This window comes from Pseudoalteromonas sp. MIP2626, assembly GCF_013414205.1.
GTDB classification, from domain to species: Bacteria; Pseudomonadota; Gammaproteobacteria; order Enterobacterales; family Alteromonadaceae; genus Pseudoalteromonas; species Pseudoalteromonas nigrifaciens.
Genome location: NZ_JAATTW010000065.1, coordinates 1 through 16,917, shown reverse-complemented (window position 1 = coordinate 16,917; position 16,917 = coordinate 1). Strand labels below are relative to the sequence as shown.

The 16,917-nt window shown below is 39.4% G+C and carries 15 protein-coding genes, 1 tRNA gene and 1 pseudogene; 4 read left to right on the top strand and 13 right to left on the bottom strand.

What is annotated here, in order from left to right:
* From HC000_RS16775 to HC000_RS16755, 5 genes are all read right to left on the bottom strand, one after another.
* A tRNA-Gly gene (locus HC000_RS16775) sits at positions 1 to 73 on the bottom strand.
* Between the two features lie 216 nt (positions 74 to 289).
* Positions 290 to 835, bottom strand: a complete 546-nt coding sequence (pgsA, locus tag HC000_RS16770; protein WP_011328580.1) for a CDP-diacylglycerol--glycerol-3-phosphate 3-phosphatidyltransferase — start codon at positions 833 to 835, stop codon at positions 290 to 292.
* A 42-nt stretch (positions 836 to 877) separates the two neighbouring features.
* Positions 878 to 2,701, bottom strand: coding sequence for an excinuclease ABC subunit UvrC (uvrC, locus tag HC000_RS16765; RefSeq protein WP_089368515.1), 1,824 nt, complete (start codon positions 2,699 to 2,701; stop codon positions 878 to 880).
* A gap of 9 nt (positions 2,702 to 2,710) precedes the next feature.
* Positions 2,711 to 3,361, bottom strand: coding sequence for a UvrY/SirA/GacA family response regulator transcription factor (uvrY, locus tag HC000_RS16760; protein WP_011328582.1), 651 nt, complete (start codon positions 3,359 to 3,361; stop codon positions 2,711 to 2,713).
* A 148-nt stretch (positions 3,362 to 3,509) separates the two neighbouring features.
* Positions 3,510 to 4,655, bottom strand: coding sequence for a dicarboxylate/amino acid:cation symporter (locus tag HC000_RS16755; protein ID WP_089368517.1), 1,146 nt, complete (start codon positions 4,653 to 4,655; stop codon positions 3,510 to 3,512).
* Positions 4,656 to 5,347: 692 nt separating this feature from the next.
* Between HC000_RS16755 and cysK the strand changes: the two genes are divergently transcribed.
* Both cysK and HC000_RS16745 read left to right on the top strand, forming a co-directional pair.
* Positions 5,348 to 6,316 carry a cysteine synthase A gene (gene cysK, locus HC000_RS16750; protein ID WP_011328584.1) on the top strand — a complete coding sequence of 323 codons (969 nt, stop codon included), beginning with the start codon at positions 5,348 to 5,350 and terminating at the stop codon, positions 6,314 to 6,316.
* A 121-nt stretch (positions 6,317 to 6,437) separates the two neighbouring features.
* Positions 6,438 to 6,872 (top strand): hypothetical protein, encoded by a 435-nt coding sequence (locus HC000_RS16745; protein WP_179808249.1) that lies wholly within the window; start codon positions 6,438 to 6,440, stop codon positions 6,870 to 6,872.
* A gap of 76 nt (positions 6,873 to 6,948) precedes the next feature.
* Here HC000_RS16745 and HC000_RS16740 read toward each other — a convergent pair whose 3' ends face one another.
* The 8 genes from HC000_RS16740 to HC000_RS16705 form a co-directional block, all read right to left on the bottom strand.
* A complete protein-coding gene (locus tag HC000_RS16740; RefSeq protein ID WP_011328586.1) occupies positions 6,949 to 9,225 on the bottom strand; it encodes an acyl-CoA dehydrogenase in 2,277 nt (758 codons plus the stop codon).
* A gap of 242 nt (positions 9,226 to 9,467) precedes the next feature.
* On the bottom strand, positions 9,468 to 10,271 hold the full coding sequence (locus tag HC000_RS16735) for a putative porin (RefSeq protein WP_179808248.1): 804 nt from the start codon (positions 10,269 to 10,271) through the stop codon (positions 9,468 to 9,470).
* A gap of 200 nt (positions 10,272 to 10,471) precedes the next feature.
* Positions 10,472 to 10,846, bottom strand: a complete 375-nt coding sequence (locus HC000_RS16730) for a PH domain-containing protein (RefSeq protein ID WP_011328588.1) — start codon at positions 10,844 to 10,846, stop codon at positions 10,472 to 10,474.
* Complete coding sequence (locus HC000_RS16725; RefSeq protein WP_011328589.1) at positions 10,846 to 11,754, bottom strand: ABC transporter ATP-binding protein; 909 nt, start codon at positions 11,752 to 11,754, stop codon at positions 10,846 to 10,848. Before HC000_RS16725 ends, HC000_RS16730 begins: the two co-directional genes overlap by 1 nt.
* Complete coding sequence (locus tag HC000_RS16720) at positions 11,751 to 12,578, bottom strand: ABC transporter permease subunit (RefSeq protein ID WP_179808247.1); 828 nt, start codon at positions 12,576 to 12,578, stop codon at positions 11,751 to 11,753. The genes HC000_RS16725 and HC000_RS16720 overlap by 4 nt, the downstream gene beginning before the upstream one ends.
* A 143-nt stretch (positions 12,579 to 12,721) precedes the next feature.
* Complete coding sequence (locus HC000_RS16715; protein WP_179808246.1) at positions 12,722 to 13,903, bottom strand: cystathionine beta-lyase; 1,182 nt, start codon at positions 13,901 to 13,903, stop codon at positions 12,722 to 12,724.
* 2 nt (positions 13,904 to 13,905) lie between these two features.
* Complete coding sequence (gene nudC, locus HC000_RS16710; RefSeq protein WP_179808245.1) at positions 13,906 to 14,829, bottom strand: NAD(+) diphosphatase; 924 nt, start codon at positions 14,827 to 14,829, stop codon at positions 13,906 to 13,908.
* 190 nt (positions 14,830 to 15,019) lie between these two features.
* On the bottom strand, positions 15,020 to 15,523 hold the full coding sequence (locus HC000_RS16705; RefSeq protein WP_086999215.1) for an NYN domain-containing protein: 504 nt from the start codon (positions 15,521 to 15,523) through the stop codon (positions 15,020 to 15,022).
* A gap of 150 nt (positions 15,524 to 15,673) precedes the next feature.
* Between HC000_RS16705 and HC000_RS16700 the strand changes: the two genes are divergently transcribed.
* Positions 15,674 to 16,297 carry a hypothetical protein gene (locus HC000_RS16700; protein ID WP_179808244.1) on the top strand — a complete coding sequence of 208 codons (624 nt, stop codon included), beginning with the start codon at positions 15,674 to 15,676 and terminating at the stop codon, positions 16,295 to 16,297.
* Positions 16,297 to 16,809 (top strand): annotated as a pseudogene (locus tag HC000_RS16695) (DUF3307 domain-containing protein); the annotation flags it as partial. The gene HC000_RS16700 and the pseudogene HC000_RS16695, both read left to right, overlap by 1 nt.
* Between the last annotated feature and the right edge of the window lie 108 nt (positions 16,810 to 16,917).

Below are 16,917 nucleotides of genomic sequence, written 5' to 3'. Positions count from 1 at the left end.
AGCGGCACACGAGGCTCGAACTCGTGACCTCGACCTTGGCAAGGTCGCGCTCTACCAACTGAGCTAGTGCCGCATTTAATATTATTCAGTAAGCTTTCTATCAACTTGCAACGTATTGCAGTAAATATTCAGTAACTGATTAATTACCATTTAGTTTATCTTGGGGGCTATGCCCTCTCAACACGGACGCATTCTACAGAGATTATTAAACGCGTCAATACAAAAAATGCCACTTTCGAACTGTTTGATTATTTTTTATCTAATATGGTGCGTTATTAGACGTTTAGAATCAATTTTTGGTCAATTCACTCCATGCCGATACCAAATATTGCACCATAGAACTCAATGTTAGGAAGGTCGCAATATACAATAAACCAAAACTTAAATAATTCATCCAAGCATCGTATTGCCAAATTAGACCGATAATGGCTAACATTTGTGCTGCTGTTTTTATTTTACCCATATTAGATACAGCTACGTTATCACGCTTACCTTGTTCTGCCATCCATTCACGCAGTGCAGAGATAACAATTTCGCGGCTTATTATAATAAGTGCCGGGATAGTCATATACATAGACTGATAATGCTCTGATAACGCGACTAAGGCAGCGCACACCATAACTTTATCGGCAACGGGATCTAAAAACGCACCAAAGGGAGTTGATTGCTCAAGTTTACGTGCTAAATAACCGTCGAGAATGTCGGTTATTGATGCAAACCAAAAAATAAAGGCGGCAGCAAAAAGCGCCCATGAATAAGGCAAATAAAATACCACCAAAAAAATGGGGATAAGAAAAAGTCTAAAGGTTGTGAGTGTGTTTGGAATATTCCACATAACTGCTTGGGTATGTCTTTTTTGCTATATTCGCATGAAGGGCTAACCCTTGTCATGCAAATGGTTAAATATCTTGTCAGCCATGTCAGGGCTGATCCCCGGTACTTTCTTTAACTGTTCTATATTAGCAGCTTTTACCCCTTGCATGCCCCCTAAATATTTTAATAATGTTTGTCGGCGCTTAGCACCTACGCCATTTATTTCTTCTAATAATGATTGCGTTCGTTGTTTTTGGCGCTTATTACGGTGCCCCGCAATAGCAAAACGATGTGATTCGTCGCGTATATGCTGAATTAAATGCAGTGCAGGTGCATCTGAATCCATTGGAATAGTTTTTCGACCACCGTCTATTAACAGTGTTTCGAGGCCGGGTTTACGGCTTGTACCTTTAGCTACACCAACTAACAAGGGCATTTTTGCATGTGGCCAAGTAGCAAAATACTGCTCTGCACGCCCTAATTGCCCTTTACCACCGTCTATAAAAATCACATCGGGTATTTTATCTTCATCAACTAATTTGTTGTAGCGCTTATTAAGCGCAAACTCCATGGCAGCATAATCATCTCCACCGGTTATTCCAGTCACGTTGTAACGCCTATACTCTTTAGTATTGGGTCCTTGTGAATCAAATACCACACAGCTAGCAACCGTGTTCTCCCCCATAGTATGGCTTATATCAAAACATTCCATTCTGGTTATATCATCAAGGCGTAGGGTAGCTTTTAATTGCGCATAGCGTTTATTAATAGAGTCTTGGGTGCTTTGCTTAACGGTAATACTATTTAATGCGTTTTTATTGGCTAACTGCAAATACTGGGCACGCTCACCCCGAGTAACTACTTTAAGAGTTACTTTACGCTCACTTATTTGCGTAAGTGCTTGGCCTAATACGTCGCTTTCTTGTATTTCGAACGGCAAAATGATTTCTTTTGCGATACGCCCAGTTGCCCCCGGCGCTAAATAGTACTGGCCTAAAAACGAAGTCAATATTTCTTGTTCACTTGAGTCTTTTGGCACTTTTGGAAAGTAGGTTTTACTGCCCAATACTTTATGGTCGCGGATCATCAATAAGTGAATGCCATTTAAACCATTTAGGTGTGCAAAGCCTACAACATCCATTTCTGCAAAATTACCCGAAATAGACTGTTGTTCCTGCATTTTACGCAGCAACATTATTTGGTCACGCACTTTTGCAGCCAACTCAAAATTTAGCTGCTGGCTAGCTGCTTCCATTTTTTTAATGAGATCGGCGATTACCTCATGTGATTTACCCGTTAAAAACTTACGCACATAATCAACTTGCTCAGTATAATCTTCATCTGAAACTTTATTTACACACGGGGCTGAGCATCGTTTGAGTTGATATTGTAAGCATGGTCGGCTGCGCGCACGGTAATAAACATCTTCGCATTGACGAATGGGAAATATTTTTTGCATCAGTCGTAAGCTTTCTGATACCGCCCCCGCACTTGGAAATGGGCCAAAATACTCACCTTTTACTTTACGACTGCCACGATGAAACGCTAATCGAGGATGTTTATGATTAGTAAGTAATATATAAGGATAGGATTTATCGTCGCGTAATAAAATATTGTAACGAGGCTGATACTTTTTTATCAGATTGTTTTCAAGTAATAGCGCTTCGGTTTCGGTATTAGTAAGCGTTACTTCAACATTACAAATATTACTGACTAAAACACGGGTTTTGCTGTCGGTGATGTTACTTCTAAAGTAACTACTCACCCGTTTTTTTAAATGCTTTGCTTTACCAACATAAATTACTTGATTGTCACTATCGAGCATACGGTAAACCCCGGGCTCACTCGATAGTGTTTTTAAAAACTGGACGTGATCAAATTCAGACATAAATTATGATTAGTACGATACGTCTATATCAATCATTTTATAGCGAATAGCTAAATGAGTCAGCTCTACATCGCCACTCACATTTAGTTTTTCAAACATACGATAGCGGTAGCTATTAACTGTTTTAGAGCTTAAATTTAAACGCTCAGCTATACTTTGTGCTTTTTCACCTTTGGTGATCATTAGCATTATTTGCAGTTCACGCTCTGACAAACTCTGAAATGGACTTTCATCTGTGCGCCCACTTACCTGTGCTAATGCAATTTGCTGTGCAATTTCAGGTGCAATATAGCGCTGTCCTGCATGCACACAGCGTATAGCACGTACCATTTCATCAGACCCAGCACCTTTAGTTAAAAAGCCATGCGCGCCAAGCTGCATTACGGTGCTAGGATACGGATCTTCACAATTAACAGTAAGCACTATAATTTTTACATCAGGGCAATAACGACAAATCTTTTTCGTCGCCTCAAGGCCACCAATGCCGGGCATATTCATGTCCATAAGTACTATATTGGGTGAGTGTTGACGACAAAATTGCACAGCCTCTTCACCTGTTTTAGCTTCTCCAACAACTTTAAAGCCTCGTACATCGTCAAGAATCCGCCTGATCCCTGTTCGTACCAACTCATGGTCATCAACTAAAAGTACATTAATCAATGGAACATCCTCACTAGCCTAATAAAATGCAATTTAATAATATTAATTTGCCACAGTAACACAGTTAAAATAAAACAATAACCGATATTATTTCATCGTTTAAGGTGTGTTAATACATGTATATTAACAGATTAACACACCCAGTTTATTATGCTTTTTCGCTAAAGCGATCTACCCACAAAGCAATAACGCCATCACCGGTTACGTTACACGCAGTACCAAAACTGTCTTGGGCTAAATATAGTGCAATCATTAAAGCTACTGCGCCTTCATTAAAGCCTAGCATAGTTGTTAATAAACCCAGTGCCGACATTACTGCACCACCTGGTGCACCTGGTGCGGCAATCATTACTACACCTAACATCATAATAAATGGCAACATGCCCATTAATGAAGGTGCTTGCATGCTTGGTGATAAAAACATGACCGCCATTGCACAGGTTACAATTGTAATTGTAGAGCCCGATAAATGAATTGTCGCACAAAGCGGAACCGTAAAATTGGCTACGTCTTCTTTTACGCCATTCGACTTACTTGATTGTAATGATACTGGAATTGTTGCAGCGCTAGACATTGTGCCCAAAGCGGTAAAGTACGCTGGTAGCATATTTTTAATTAATTCGATTGGGTTGCGTTTTAGTAACAAGCCTGTAGATACATATAAAACAGTAAGCCATAACCAGTGCATAACCAACGCTGCAATAAGTACTACGCCAAATGCTTGTAGGGTATCAACAACTGTTCCTGCTACCGTCATTTCGGCAAATACACCTGCAATATAAAATGGTAATGCCGGTATTATCACCTTAGATAATAAGCCATCAACAATATCACGCCCCTGATCAGACACTGTTTTAAGCGTAGTCAATTCAAGCTGGCTCATGCCAATACCAAATATAAATGCGCTCATTAATGCAGTCATCACGCCCATTAGTGGCGGAATTTCTAAATCAATAAAACTACCAACTTGTGTCGCTGATTCAGCTTCAAATGTAATACCGCCACTTAAAAATGGAATTACTGTGCTAACCAGTAAAAAAGCCAGTGTGCCAGCAATAACAGTAGAGCCATAAGCAAAACCAACTGTTTTACCTAATAAGTGCCCTGACCCTTTTGGTAGTCCAGCAATACCCGATGCAATAAAAAATAAAATGATCAGCGGTATAGTAAAGGAGATCAATTGTCCAATCAGTTCTTTAACAGTATATAAAAGTTCAACGCCTATTAGTGGTAAATAGAGTCCAGCTAAGATACCGGCCACAATACCGGCAATTAATTTTAAGATTAACTTCATTGTGATTGCTTTCTTGAATTTAGATACTGTGTTTTTATCATGTTTTGCATAGCTTGTATCATAAAACTGTTCAACTGCAGTTCATTTGCACAAATAAGCAACAATACGGTGAGTATTAAGTCTTTAATAGATTAATTGTTAGAATATAAATAAATATAACACGCCTTTCAAAAGTTTATTTTTCTACTTAATCTGAACTCTGATTAAGAGATTTACTAACGTATTGAATCATAGTTATATTTAATTTTATTTTCTCTAGCCAGAAGTTTTCAATGAAAACAAGGCGAATTTACGCGTCAATAGCTGGCCTATTGCAAGTAAATTCAACGCAATTAGCGCTGAAAATAGCTGCTTGAGATAGATTTATTATCCGGAGCTCAGGTTCCTTAAGTAACACTTGTAATGATCACGAGGCCAAGTTTTTATTTAATTAGGGTTTATTTATCTTTTAAGCGTCGTTAGCGTCAATTAATGGGCAGTAACCACATTAAGAAGGCCCTGCATAGCTCAAAAATCAACCACACCACGGTAAATTCAAGCTTGAGAAATAAACACATCCTCGTTATAAGCCCAATAAATATATGTTATAGCCAAACTTTACTTTAAATTTTTTAAACTCACAGTAAAGTATGCTTATATAGTTAATAGCAAAACTACTAACATGTTAAGCGGATTGTATCCAAAGGAACATTATGTCTACTATTTTTGAAGATAACTCACTAAGCATTGGTAATACACCGCTGGTAAAACTTAACCGTGTTACCGGTGGCAACGTATACGCAAAAATTGAATCTCGCAACCCAAGCTTTAGTATAAAATGTCGTATTGGTGCATCAATGATTTGGGAAGCTGAAAAATCAGGGCAGCTAACGAAAGATAAAGAACTAATTGAGCCTACATCTGGTAATACCGGTATTGCGCTGGCGTTTGTGGCAGCATCTCGTGGTTATAAACTAACCCTTACCATGCCAAATACTATGAGTTTAGAGCGCCGAAAACTGCTCAAAGCATTAGGTGCAAACCTAGTACTAACCGATGGCGCAAAAGGTATGAACGGTGCAATTGATAAAGCAAAAGAAATTCAAGCAACCGCTCCCGATAAATATATTTTATTACAACAATTCGAAAACCCGGCAAACCCTAAAATTCACTTTGAAACCACCGGCCCTGAAATTTATGATGCCCTTGATGGTAAAGTAGACTTTTTTGTTGCAGGCGTTGGTACTGGCGGTACTATCACTGGTGTTAGTCGCTACCTTAAAAACGAAAAAGGTCTCAATGTAAAATCGATTGCTGTTGAGCCAACAAATTCACCGGTTATTAGCCAAACGCTAGCAGGTGAAGAAATTAAGCCTGGGCCACATAAAATTCAAGGTATTGGTGCTGGCTTTATTCCTGGTAACTTAGATTTAAGTGTGATTGATGGTGCAGAGCAAGTATCTAACGAAGATGCTATTGCGATGGCACACCTACTAATGAGACAAGAAGGTATATTAGTAGGTATTTCATCTGGCGCAGCGGTTGTTGCGGCGAAACGTATTGCTGAAAAGCCTGAAAATGCAGATAAAAATATAGTGGTTATTTTACCAAGTGCCACTGAGCGTTATTTATCAAGCCCCATGTTTGATGAAGAGTTTAGTGAACAAGAGCTCGTACAATAAGTATTTTGTTTGAAAAAAGGATGCTCTTAGCATCCTTTTTTATTACTTATTTATTCACCCCCCTTTACATCCGTGCAATAAAGCCACACACTTTGTAAAGAATGAATAAATTATATTGATGATGAAAAAACTAACCTCTTTTTTAAGCTTAACTTTTTGCCTATTTATTATTAGCTGCACTGAAGAAGTTGCCCAAGTTAATAGCACGCCGGGCGATGCTGCAACGGCTTATTTTGACGCGCTTTATAATCAAAAAAATCTGCATAAAGCCAGCACTATAGCAACCCCAAACCTTGCCCGCATTATGAAATCATATGGTACTGCTAAGCAATTTTCTCGCACCTTATTAAACATGCAATATGATCAAGTGGTTATAGAAGTTGATATGTCTAATATGAGCTTACGGGAGCAATATGGCGACTCGGCTAAAATTAATCTTATATTCACCGGCACTCTAAATGGTAAAAAAATTGATGATATGCGCAGCGTTAAAATGCGTCATAAAAAAGGCCTATGGTATATAGATAAAATAGTGACCGATCCTTACGCTCGTTAACTTAAATGAATTAAACGCAAAAAGGCCTTACATTTGTAAGGCCTTTTTCGTTTTAGTTATTACTTAAAGCACTGCGTTATAGCTCACCAGGTTGAAAGTTATCAACTGCTATGGCTTGCTTTCTTAATTTATTAGCATGATGCATTGCATCGGCATCGGTTTGCTTTAATAAATCGTTTTCAAGCGCATAATTAATCGCCCCCTCAATATCAAGCGTAGCGGGCACCTTCCCTTTACGCTGCCATTGTTTTAGATCTTTAAATTGTGTTTGCATATCATGCATTGCTAAAAATGCACTTTCCATTACACCCGTACCCGCGTTTTCATCCACATAACATAAATGCGTTAAACGGTTTCTAAACACACCTGGTTGAGTCATATGTTTACAAATACTTTGTGCAATGGCATCACTTGGTTTGTGATAATGATTACCGAGTGGGAATACAATACGTTTGAGCACAAAGTTAACCACAGGGTTTGAGAAGTTTTTAAAGAAACCATCAAATGCTTGGCCAATTTCATACAATGACGTTTCTATTGCGTATTTAACAAAGGGTAAGTCGGCTTGTTGACGCCCTTCGTCTTCAAAACGTTTTAGTACGGTTGACGCTAAGTACAAATGGCTTAATACATCACCTAAACGTGCCGATATCATTTCTTTACGTTTAAGTTCTCCGCCTAACATGAGCATGGCTACATCTGTACATATGGCAAGGCCACGGCTCATTCTTGTCAGTTGCTTATAGTAAACTGCTGTTTCGCCACTTACCGGTGCTTTAGCAAAACAACTACGCGTTAAACCATGCACAAGTGCCATGCTGGCGTTGCACGCGGCAAACATAATATGGTCCATTAATAAACCATCAAATTGCTCTAATGCAGCGTCATCATCTTCCATCGCTGCCGCTTCCATTTCTTTTAATACAAACGGATGACAACGTGTGGCACCTTGGCCAAATATCATTAAATTACGGGTTAAAATATTAGCGCCTTCTACCGTAATCGATACTGGGATCCCCATATAGCCATGCGCTAAATAGTTATTTGGACCAACCTGAATGCCTTTACCTGAATGAATATCCATCGCATCGTTCATTACTGTACGACCCATTTCAGTCATATGGTATTTAGCAATAGCGGTAACAACTGAAGGGCTGAGTTTTAAATCAATTGCACCTGCCGTCATTAAACGACACGACTCAAGCGCATAGGTTAAACCACCAATACGTGCAAGTGCTTCTTGTACACCTTCAAATTGACCAATAGACACACCAAACTGTTGGCGCACCATGGCGTAAGCTGAGGTCATTTTAGCGGCTAAATGCCCTGTTGCTGTACTTAATGCTGGCAATGAAATGCCACGCCCTGCACTTAAACACTCAACCAACATGCGCCAACCACGTCCAGCGCCTTGCTGCCCGCCTATAATCCAATCCAGTGGAATAAACACATCTTCACCGTACGTTGTGCCATTCATAAACGCCATATTTAGTGGGTAATGGCGCTCGCCAGTTTCAACTCCAGGGTGATCAGTAGGGATAAGCGCACAGGTAATTCCCAGCTCTTTTTCTCCACCTAATAAACCATCAGGGTCATACATTTTAAAGGCAAGCCCTAAAACCGTTGCCACAGGCGCAAGCGTAATATAACGTTTTGACCAATTTAAACGCAGGCCTAAAACCTCTTCGCCATTATGCTCCCCCATACACACCACGCCTGAGTCAGGAATGCTTCCTGCATCAGATCCGGCTTCTGGACCTGTTAGTGCAAAACAAGGTACATCTTCACCAGTCGCCAACGTAGGCAACCAGCGGTTTTGTTGCTCTGTAGTACCGTAATGTAGCAGTAATTCACCTGGGCCTAAGCTATTAGGTACCATTACGGTAACAGCTGCTGTTAAGCTTTTTGTGGCAATTTTTGACACTATAGTAGAGTTTGCAATCGCAGAAAATTCACGCCCACCAAATTTTTCAGGAATTATTAATGCAAAAAAACCTTCCGATTTTAAGTAATCCCAAACATCTTTTGGTAAGTCTTTATCTTTTTGCACAATTTGATAATCGTCAAGCATAGCCAATAAAGTCTCTACTTGATTATCCATAAAGGCGTTTTCTTTATCACTTAGCTCAGGCTTAGGAAAGCGGTGCAGCTTTTGCCAGTCTGGGTTACCACTAAATAACTCACCATCCCACCAAACATCACCAGCTTCCATTGCCTCGCGCTCGGTTTGTGATAACGGCGGTAATACTTTTTTAAACATTTTAAAGGTAGGTCGACTGATTAAATTGAGGCGAATATTTTTAACTGCAAATATAACCACCACCACGACCAGCAATATAATAAAAAATGTCATGTGCATATTCCTTGATACATTGAATGAAAATAGTGGTTTAATTATGACCGTTCTCAAGTTAAATACAATCATTCTTCAGTCGTAAGTTATGCTTAGTTTATTTAAAAATCACCTCTTTTAACTTTCTGCATAGCTTTAGTTATTATTTTTAACTCAATTACTTACTTTAAAAATACAAAAACCCCGCTTAGTATTAAGCGGGGTTTGTTTTTACTCTTAAGTAAATTAACTATAAGCCTTAATTAAAACTGAAAACGCATGTTAGCAAAGTAAGCATCGTTGCCTGAATCATCAGCATTGTTACCGTAACCAACTTTAATACCTACATTTTCATTAATGAAATGCTGAGCACCAAAGCTGTAAGCATCTTGCTTGTTGTAGTTAGCAAATACAGATGTTGCTTTTGAGAAGTAGTAGTTAGTTTCTGCTACCCATTGGTTTTGGGCATCATCAATGCTCTCGTATTTACCTTCAAACGTTAAGAAGTTACCTTGTTGCAAGTCAATAAAGTATTTAGCTGCTACTGCACGGTAATCAAAGTCGTCATCAGCGGTTACTGTTACACCAATGTAGTCAGTGCTGTTTAGCATGTGGTTGTAAGCTAAATCAAATAACGCAAAATCTTCACCGTTTTTGTTTTCAACTAAAGTTACTTTAGCCAGTAAGTTTGGGTTAAAAAAGAAACCACCTGAAAGCGTGTAAAACTCATTGTGCGAACCAGTATCAAGGTTACTGTAAGATGCACCTACCACAAAGTTGTTAATAAAGTATTCGCCACCAACTGAAGTTACGTCACTAGAGTCGTCGTCAGCGTAGCTGCCATATACATTACTTTGTTTATTTATGTATTCAAACTGATCGTACGGGCCTAATGTTTTTTTAGGCGATAAATAGTAAATAGAATCCACCGCAACGGTATTGTTATTGCTGCTAGTTTCATGCTTAAAGCCTAGGTTACTAATTGACTGATAGCTATCTGCTGCCATTGCAGTGGTTGCAGCGCTAGATAATAAAATACTTGAGATAATAACTGCTAACTTTTTCATTATGATAAATCCCTATTTATATGACTTTTTTATGTCTTAGCTGGGTAGCTGAGATCGAGGGACATGCTAACGCTGTGAAACTGAATGAAAACTTAACTAAGCACTTGTATTCATTAAGTTAATTGTAATGAAGTGTAGGTATGTGTAAGATTAAAGTAATTGCAACACCATGCTAACAACTACTTTAACTAAACTAAGTATTACAGTGCATATTGGCTAATAATACGATAAACATCATTAATATTATCGCCAGACTTAAAGTCTTTACTAATAGGTGTAGAGTCTGAGCCAACCCATATTTTCAGCTCGGCATCTAGATCAAAATGCCCTGCGCTTTCTTTACTAAACTTTGTTATTTTTGAATAAGCTATACTGATCATCTCCATTTTAGAACCAGTAACACCTTGTTTATCTATCAAGATCAATCGCTTGTTAGTAAAAATAAACATATCGCGTATTACTTTATAAGCCTTTTCAACCTGTTCGCCTTCTATTAAGGTATTTAATAATACTTTTTCTAAGTCGGCATCATCTACTTCGCTAGCGTTACCCATTAACCCACTGAATAATCCCATTATAATTTCTCCTGTTTAAAAATTTGATTCTCTAGGGTGTGTCCGTTCACAAGCTGCCTATATTGCCAGTTATGCTGATGGCAAAAGTTAAGCAATGCAATATCAAGCGGTTCACCTGTAGGCTGGTACTCAATTACAAACTCTTTATGTTGGCTCATATATACACGGCTTATACCTGCAATCGATTGCAACTGTTGCTCTACATTTTGATAATTTTCATTAAGCATTAGGGTATAAAAATGTGTATCTGACTTGTTTTCTTTGGTTTGATGCTCGCTTAAAACGCCTTTATCTAAATGCAATACTTGCGAGCAAAGTCGCTCCAGCTCGGTTAAATCGTGCGAGCTTAAAATAAAAGTAGCCTGCTCACTTAAATCAGAAACCAGCTCGCGTACTTCTCTGGCATGAATAGGATCAAGCCCCGCAGTGGCTTCATCAAGCATCACTATTTGCGGCTCACCAATAAGCGCCTGTGCTATGGTTACACGTTTACGCATACCGTGTGATAAGTCCCCTGCACGCTGCTTTGCAATCTCTTTTAGACCAACCAAGTCAAGTACACGTAGCGCCTCAGTTTGGCTTTGCTTAGCGCCCATACCCTGTAGTTTTGCATAAAAGGCAAGTTGCTTGTCTATATTAAAACGAGGGTCAAGCTGCGCGTCTTGCGGTAATGCACTTACTTTATTAAATAAAGCTGCGCTGCCAGGCTTATGCCCTAATATTTCAAGACTGCCTTTACTGGGCGCTATATAGCCGCATAACAAACTAAATAAGGTGGTTTTACCCGCGCCATTTGGCCCAACAAGCGCCACTGGCGCACCTTTATTTATTTCAAAGTTCACATTATTAAGCGCAAGTTTTGCGCCATACGATTTACTCAAACCGCTGCCTGTAATTAATGCTCTCATAGTGAGCTCCTTGCAAAAACACGCTGAGCAACGCTTAGTAATACCGCTGTTTGGATCAGTGGAATAGCCACCGCGCTTAGTAATGGTAAATTTTGTCCAGCTAATAGCTCTATTTGTACACCCGGAAATAAATAATCAAGCATACCTAATGCGGGGATTTGCCACTGCAAAATACCAACAACAATACCGCCTGCCGTAAAATATAAAATTGCCAACACTATAGATAAACGCGATGAGCGAGCAAAGGTATTTATCAACGTCATAAGAGCTACAAATGGGCACAGAGTAACCACTAATATTAAAAATATAGAAAGTGCGCGGGTAAAGCCACCAGCAAGTAAACTAGGATCTCTAAACCCCAGCACAGCGAGCGTAGCCACCAGGGTAATACCTACCAAGCATGCTAATACCGCTAATTGCCCTAAAAAACGGCCAAAGAGTATTTCAAAACGTATTGAACGCAGCGATAAAAAACGAAGTGTGCCACGCTCTCTATCGCCTACCGTTTGGTCGCTGCAAATAAACACACTAAATATCGGAAAGCTATACAAAGCAATCAGCCAATACATAGCAAATTCGGCCTCAGGCCAATCAAGTAATTTACTTAAACCTATGGAGCCAGATATGTCACGGGCAATTTGTTCAAAATCGGGCGCACTTACAATGCCTACCGCTTGCCCTATCGGGTAGCGCAGTATTATTAGCCACACCAATGCAAAGGCAGCTAATGCAATGAGCCCACGTTTAGTTAAAAACATACGTACGAGCTCAAAGCCTGCTATTTGCGTTAGTCGCCCTATGTTTATCGGTAATGGTGTTGCCATTGACTATCCTTAATGACTTTTTGTTTTCAGTATATTTATCCACACTAAGTGTAAATACCTTGAATTACCAGCAAAAAAAAGCTCACTAATGGTGAGCTTTGTAACAATACATTTTAATCTAACAGCATAAATTACATTAAAAATTATAAATGCTGCTTATAAACCTCAAGTGCTTGGCTTAAGTCGTTGATTAAATCGTCTACATCTTCAAGGCCTATATGCAAACGAATAACGGGCCCTAAATCCCAACCTGTATCCGAACGCAGTCCTTTCATGGTTAAATTAGCGGTTACTAAGCTTTCAAAGCCGCCCCACGAAAAACCCATTTTAAAATAGTGTAGGCTATCTAAAAACGCATCTATGGCAGCCTGATCCCCTGCTTTCATTACTATTGAGAACAAACCATTACTGCCATCAAAGTCACGTTTAAAAAATTCATGCCCCGGGCAAGTAGCAAATGCTGGGTGGCGAATATGATCAACAAGCTCATGTTGCTCAAGCCATGTAGCCACTTCTATTGCTGCTTTTTCGTGTTGATTTAAACGCACAGCCATAGTGCGTAAGCCCCTAAGTGCTAAATATGCATCGTCTGCGCTAGTGCATTGCCCGAGTAAATAGGAGTTTTCGCGCAAAGTTAGCCAATACTTTTTATTAGCAACAGCCACGCCCATCATTACATCAGAATGGCCTACTATATATTTAGTAGCTGCTTGAATACTAATATCAACACCGTGCTCAAGCGGACGATAATGCAAACCGTTGCCATAGGTATTATCAAGCATGGTCATTATGTGGTGCTCGTTTGCTACTTTTACCATAGCCGGTACATCTTGAATTTCCATGGTAATAGAGCCCGGCGATTCCAAAAACAATACCTTGGTGTTTGCTTTAATGTAGTCTTTAATTCCCGCGCCTATAGTAGGTGGGTAATACGTAGTGCTAATACCCAGGCCGGCTAGAATTTTATCGCAAAAATCACGAGTAGGTTCGTATACATTATCAACCATTAAAATATGGTCGCCGGTTTTTAAAAACGACAGCAAAGTTTGGCTAATTGCAGCTGCGCCACACGGATAAAGTACACACCCTTCGCCGCCCTCAAGCTCAGTTATCGCCTCTTGCAGCGCAAAGTGGGTAGTTGTGCCTCTACGGCCATAAAATAAGGTTTTGTCACCACATGTTTTAGCGGCTTTTTTTAATTCTGCTACTGAGTCAAATACTATGGTTGATGCACGTTGCACAACCGGATTAACTACACCGTGGGTATAGGCTTTTTTACGTCCTGATGTAACAAGTTGGGTATTTTTATTGCTTTTGCTCGTCATGCTTAATCCTTATTATTTAGCCAGTACTCAATTAAATAGCGAGAAATAGAATCTGTTCTGGGAAGCTTTAAATGCTCCCCTTCGTCATGCCAATTACCAAACTGGCGTAACTCTTCACGACTAAACCACTTAGCATCGTCAAGTTCGTTTTTATCAACATTAATATCTTCTGTAACCGCTTCGGCAAAAAAGCCCAGCATTATTGATGAAGGAAACGGCCAAGGTTGTGATGCAACATAACGTACATTATTTACTTCAATACCCGCCTCTTCTTTTACCTCACGAGCAACTGCTTGCTCGAGTGTTTCACCGGGATCAACAAAGCCCGCTAACGACGAATACATACCGCTCGCCCACGCAGCTTGACGACCTAGTAAACAGCGCTCTACCCCATCGGCAAACACTTTAGTAACCACCATAATTACTGCAGGATCAGTGCGCGGAAAAGTAGGGTGTTTACAGTTTTCGTTTTCGCATACTCGCGAATGCCCGGCTTCTACTAAATGATTTTTACTGCCGCAACGTCCACAAAAACTATGGGTTGCATGCCAATAACATAAGCCGCGTGCAAGTGCCGCTATTGAAGCGTATTTAATGGTTACTTGAGGGCCGTATTGGCGTATGTCAACAAACTGTGCGCCGTCAATTAAAGGATCAAGTATGCTCGTATCTAGCTTAGATACATCAAGAGCAAACACCCCATCTTTTGCATTGTTTAAGCCAACAAAAATAGCATTCGTTAAATCTAAATGGGCAACCTGTTGATACGATAAATAACTAACTTTTGGGGTATCTTTAATAAATAAGGTTTGATTATTTTTAACTAAAACCCACTTACTTTGCGCCGACATATGCGCTTTAAGCCACTCTGGGTCGTTACGAAAATTTGAGCCTCTGTCTAGTGGCATGTTGCTGTAATGAAGCATTTAAATCCTTAGGTACACGTTATGTTTTAAAATTACCATAACCCTTTAGTAAACCCAATTTATTAGCGCGATAAAAAAAGCCTAAAATAGGCTTAATTGCTATATAACACTGCAGTATTAAAAAGTCTCATGTTGCAGGGGCTAATAGCCTATGTGAGTGTTATTTTTTGGCTATTTAGTAAACCTTGATTTAAAGCAAAAATGTATTGTCGATTAAATGAAATTGCTCAGCACTTTGTTTTAATGCCTCTGCGGTTAACCTATCAGCGCCATATACATCACACGGAACATTATATTGGCTTTTTAAATGCCCCAACAATAAAGCAAAGTCGCCATCACCAGAGAGTAAAATAACTTTATCAAGGTTTTTACCATGCTCAAGCATATCAATGGTTATACCCACATCCCAGTCGCCTTTGGCACTGCCATCGCGGCGTTGAATAAATGGCTTAAGTTTTACCTCAAAACCAATTGCACGCAAAATATTTTGAAACTGGCTTTGTTTTTCATCCCCTCGGTAAATTGCATAAGCAAACGCACATTCAATATTATATTGCTGCGCCATAACTCGCCAAAATGCGTTGTAATCAAAGTTTTTTCCGTAACTTTCACGGCAAGTGTAATAAATATTTTGTACATCGACAAAAATACCTACACGGGGTTTGGTATTTTGCAGCTCGTGTTGTGAAGTCATTTAATTTCCTAATCAGGATTTATAGTAATGGCGTGGTGCTATTAAAATAAGTGTACCTTGCATTTTTTATTTAAGTAACCTAAATTGGTTACTTAACTCCATGTAACCAATTTAGGTTACATTTTAAAAAGTAACTATTTCGAGGCTCATATGATTGGTGTGATCAGCGGCGACATTATTAAATCACAAACTATTCCTCAGCAGCAGTACGATGCCATGCTTTATCAGCTAGAGCAAAGCCTAAGAAGTATTACCACACAGCACACTCATTGGAATATATACCGAGGCGATGCCTTTCAATTACAGTTAAACAACCCAGAGCAATTATTTAAAACCGCTATTTTAGTGTATTTACACTTAAAAGCATCGGGGTATGAACTACGCCAAAGTATGGCTTTAGGGAAAATAGATAATCCGCGCAGCGATATAAAAACCGCAACCGGCTCTGCCTTTACCCTCTCTGGGCAAGGGCTAGATAAAATAGCCAATCAACGCTTTATTATTAATATTGCAGAGCAACAACTCGATGAGAGCTTAAGCCTTAATCTAGCCTTTGTAGATGTGTTACTCACTAAAATTACGCTAAAGCAGGCCAATGCCTTGTATGTGTACTTAACTAAAGCCGACAACAGCCATGCCGCTGTAGCTAAAGAGCTAAAAACAAGCCGGGAGAATGTTACTAAATTGCTTAATTTAGCGCATTACCAACTAATAGAGCGTTTTATTAAATACACTCAGCAATGTATCCAAAAAATAATCGCAGGAAGTAAATAATGGCATTTTCACTCTTACTCGTTGCCCTCATTATTGGCCACCTACTCGCCGATTTTTACTGGCAACCCATGAGCTGGGTAAACGACAGAAACACCCGTCACTTTAAAGCAAAAAAACTTTACTACCATGTATTAGTTCACGGCGTGACTAGCGCACTACTTATTACGCTTTGGGAGTATACCTTTGGCTGGCAACAACTGAGTAGCGTATTTCTTGCCACCAGTATTATCGTGATTAGCCACTACTTTATTGATATTGCAAAGTCGTACTCTAATAAAGGCGTAGTGCCTTTTTTATTCGACCAAATTGCACATATCATCATTATTATTGCGATAAGTATTTGGCTAACAGATAACAACAGCTTTATAGCTGCAATAGGTAAGCTATTAACTAACCCCAAAGTATTATGGCTGGTATGCGGCTATATAATTATTTTAAGCCCCAGCGCTGTATTTATAAAAATGATGCTAGAGCGTTTAACAGCTAACTTTAGCATTAGTGGCAGTTTGCCCACGGCTAGCGCATTTTAATCCCAGACTCTAACAGGGTTGAGCGGTAATCATCGTCTAGCCCTGCCATTTTCTTTTTCCTCGCCATACTAGCTGACTTAGATGTATCTT

Coding starts and splice junctions, on each gene's coding strand:
- nudC (WP_179808245.1), bottom strand. CDS start 14,829: ATGCTTCATTACAGCAACATGCCACTAGACAGAGGCTCAAATTTTCGT.
- HC000_RS16740 (WP_011328586.1), bottom strand. CDS start 9,225: ATGACATTTTTTATTATATTGCTGGTCGTGGTGGTGGTTATATTTGCA.
- HC000_RS16730 (WP_011328588.1), bottom strand. CDS start 10,846: ATGGGATTATTCAGTGGGTTAATGGGTAACGCTAGCGAAGTAGATGAT.
- HC000_RS16755 (WP_089368517.1), bottom strand. CDS start 4,655: ATGAAGTTAATCTTAAAATTAATTGCCGGTATTGTGGCCGGTATCTTA.
- HC000_RS16700 (WP_179808244.1), top strand. CDS start 15,674: ATGATTGGTGTGATCAGCGGCGACATTATTAAATCACAAACTATTCCT.
- cysK (WP_011328584.1), top strand. CDS start 5,348: ATGTCTACTATTTTTGAAGATAACTCACTAAGCATTGGTAATACACCG.
- pgsA (WP_011328580.1), bottom strand. CDS start 835: ATGTGGAATATTCCAAACACACTCACAACCTTTAGACTTTTTCTTATC.
- HC000_RS16745 (WP_179808249.1), top strand. CDS start 6,438: ATGAAAAAACTAACCTCTTTTTTAAGCTTAACTTTTTGCCTATTTATT.
- HC000_RS16725 (WP_011328589.1), bottom strand. CDS start 11,754: ATGAGAGCATTAATTACAGGCAGCGGTTTGAGTAAATCGTATGGCGCA.
- uvrC (WP_089368515.1), bottom strand. CDS start 2,701: ATGTCTGAATTTGATCACGTCCAGTTTTTAAAAACACTATCGAGTGAG.
- HC000_RS16720 (WP_179808247.1), bottom strand. CDS start 12,578: ATGGCAACACCATTACCGATAAACATAGGGCGACTAACGCAAATAGCA.
- HC000_RS16735 (WP_179808248.1), bottom strand. CDS start 10,271: ATGAAAAAGTTAGCAGTTATTATCTCAAGTATTTTATTATCTAGCGCT.
- HC000_RS16715 (WP_179808246.1), bottom strand. CDS start 13,903: ATGACGAGCAAAAGCAATAAAAATACCCAACTTGTTACATCAGGACGT.
- HC000_RS16705 (WP_086999215.1), bottom strand. CDS start 15,523: ATGACTTCACAACACGAGCTGCAAAATACCAAACCCCGTGTAGGTATT.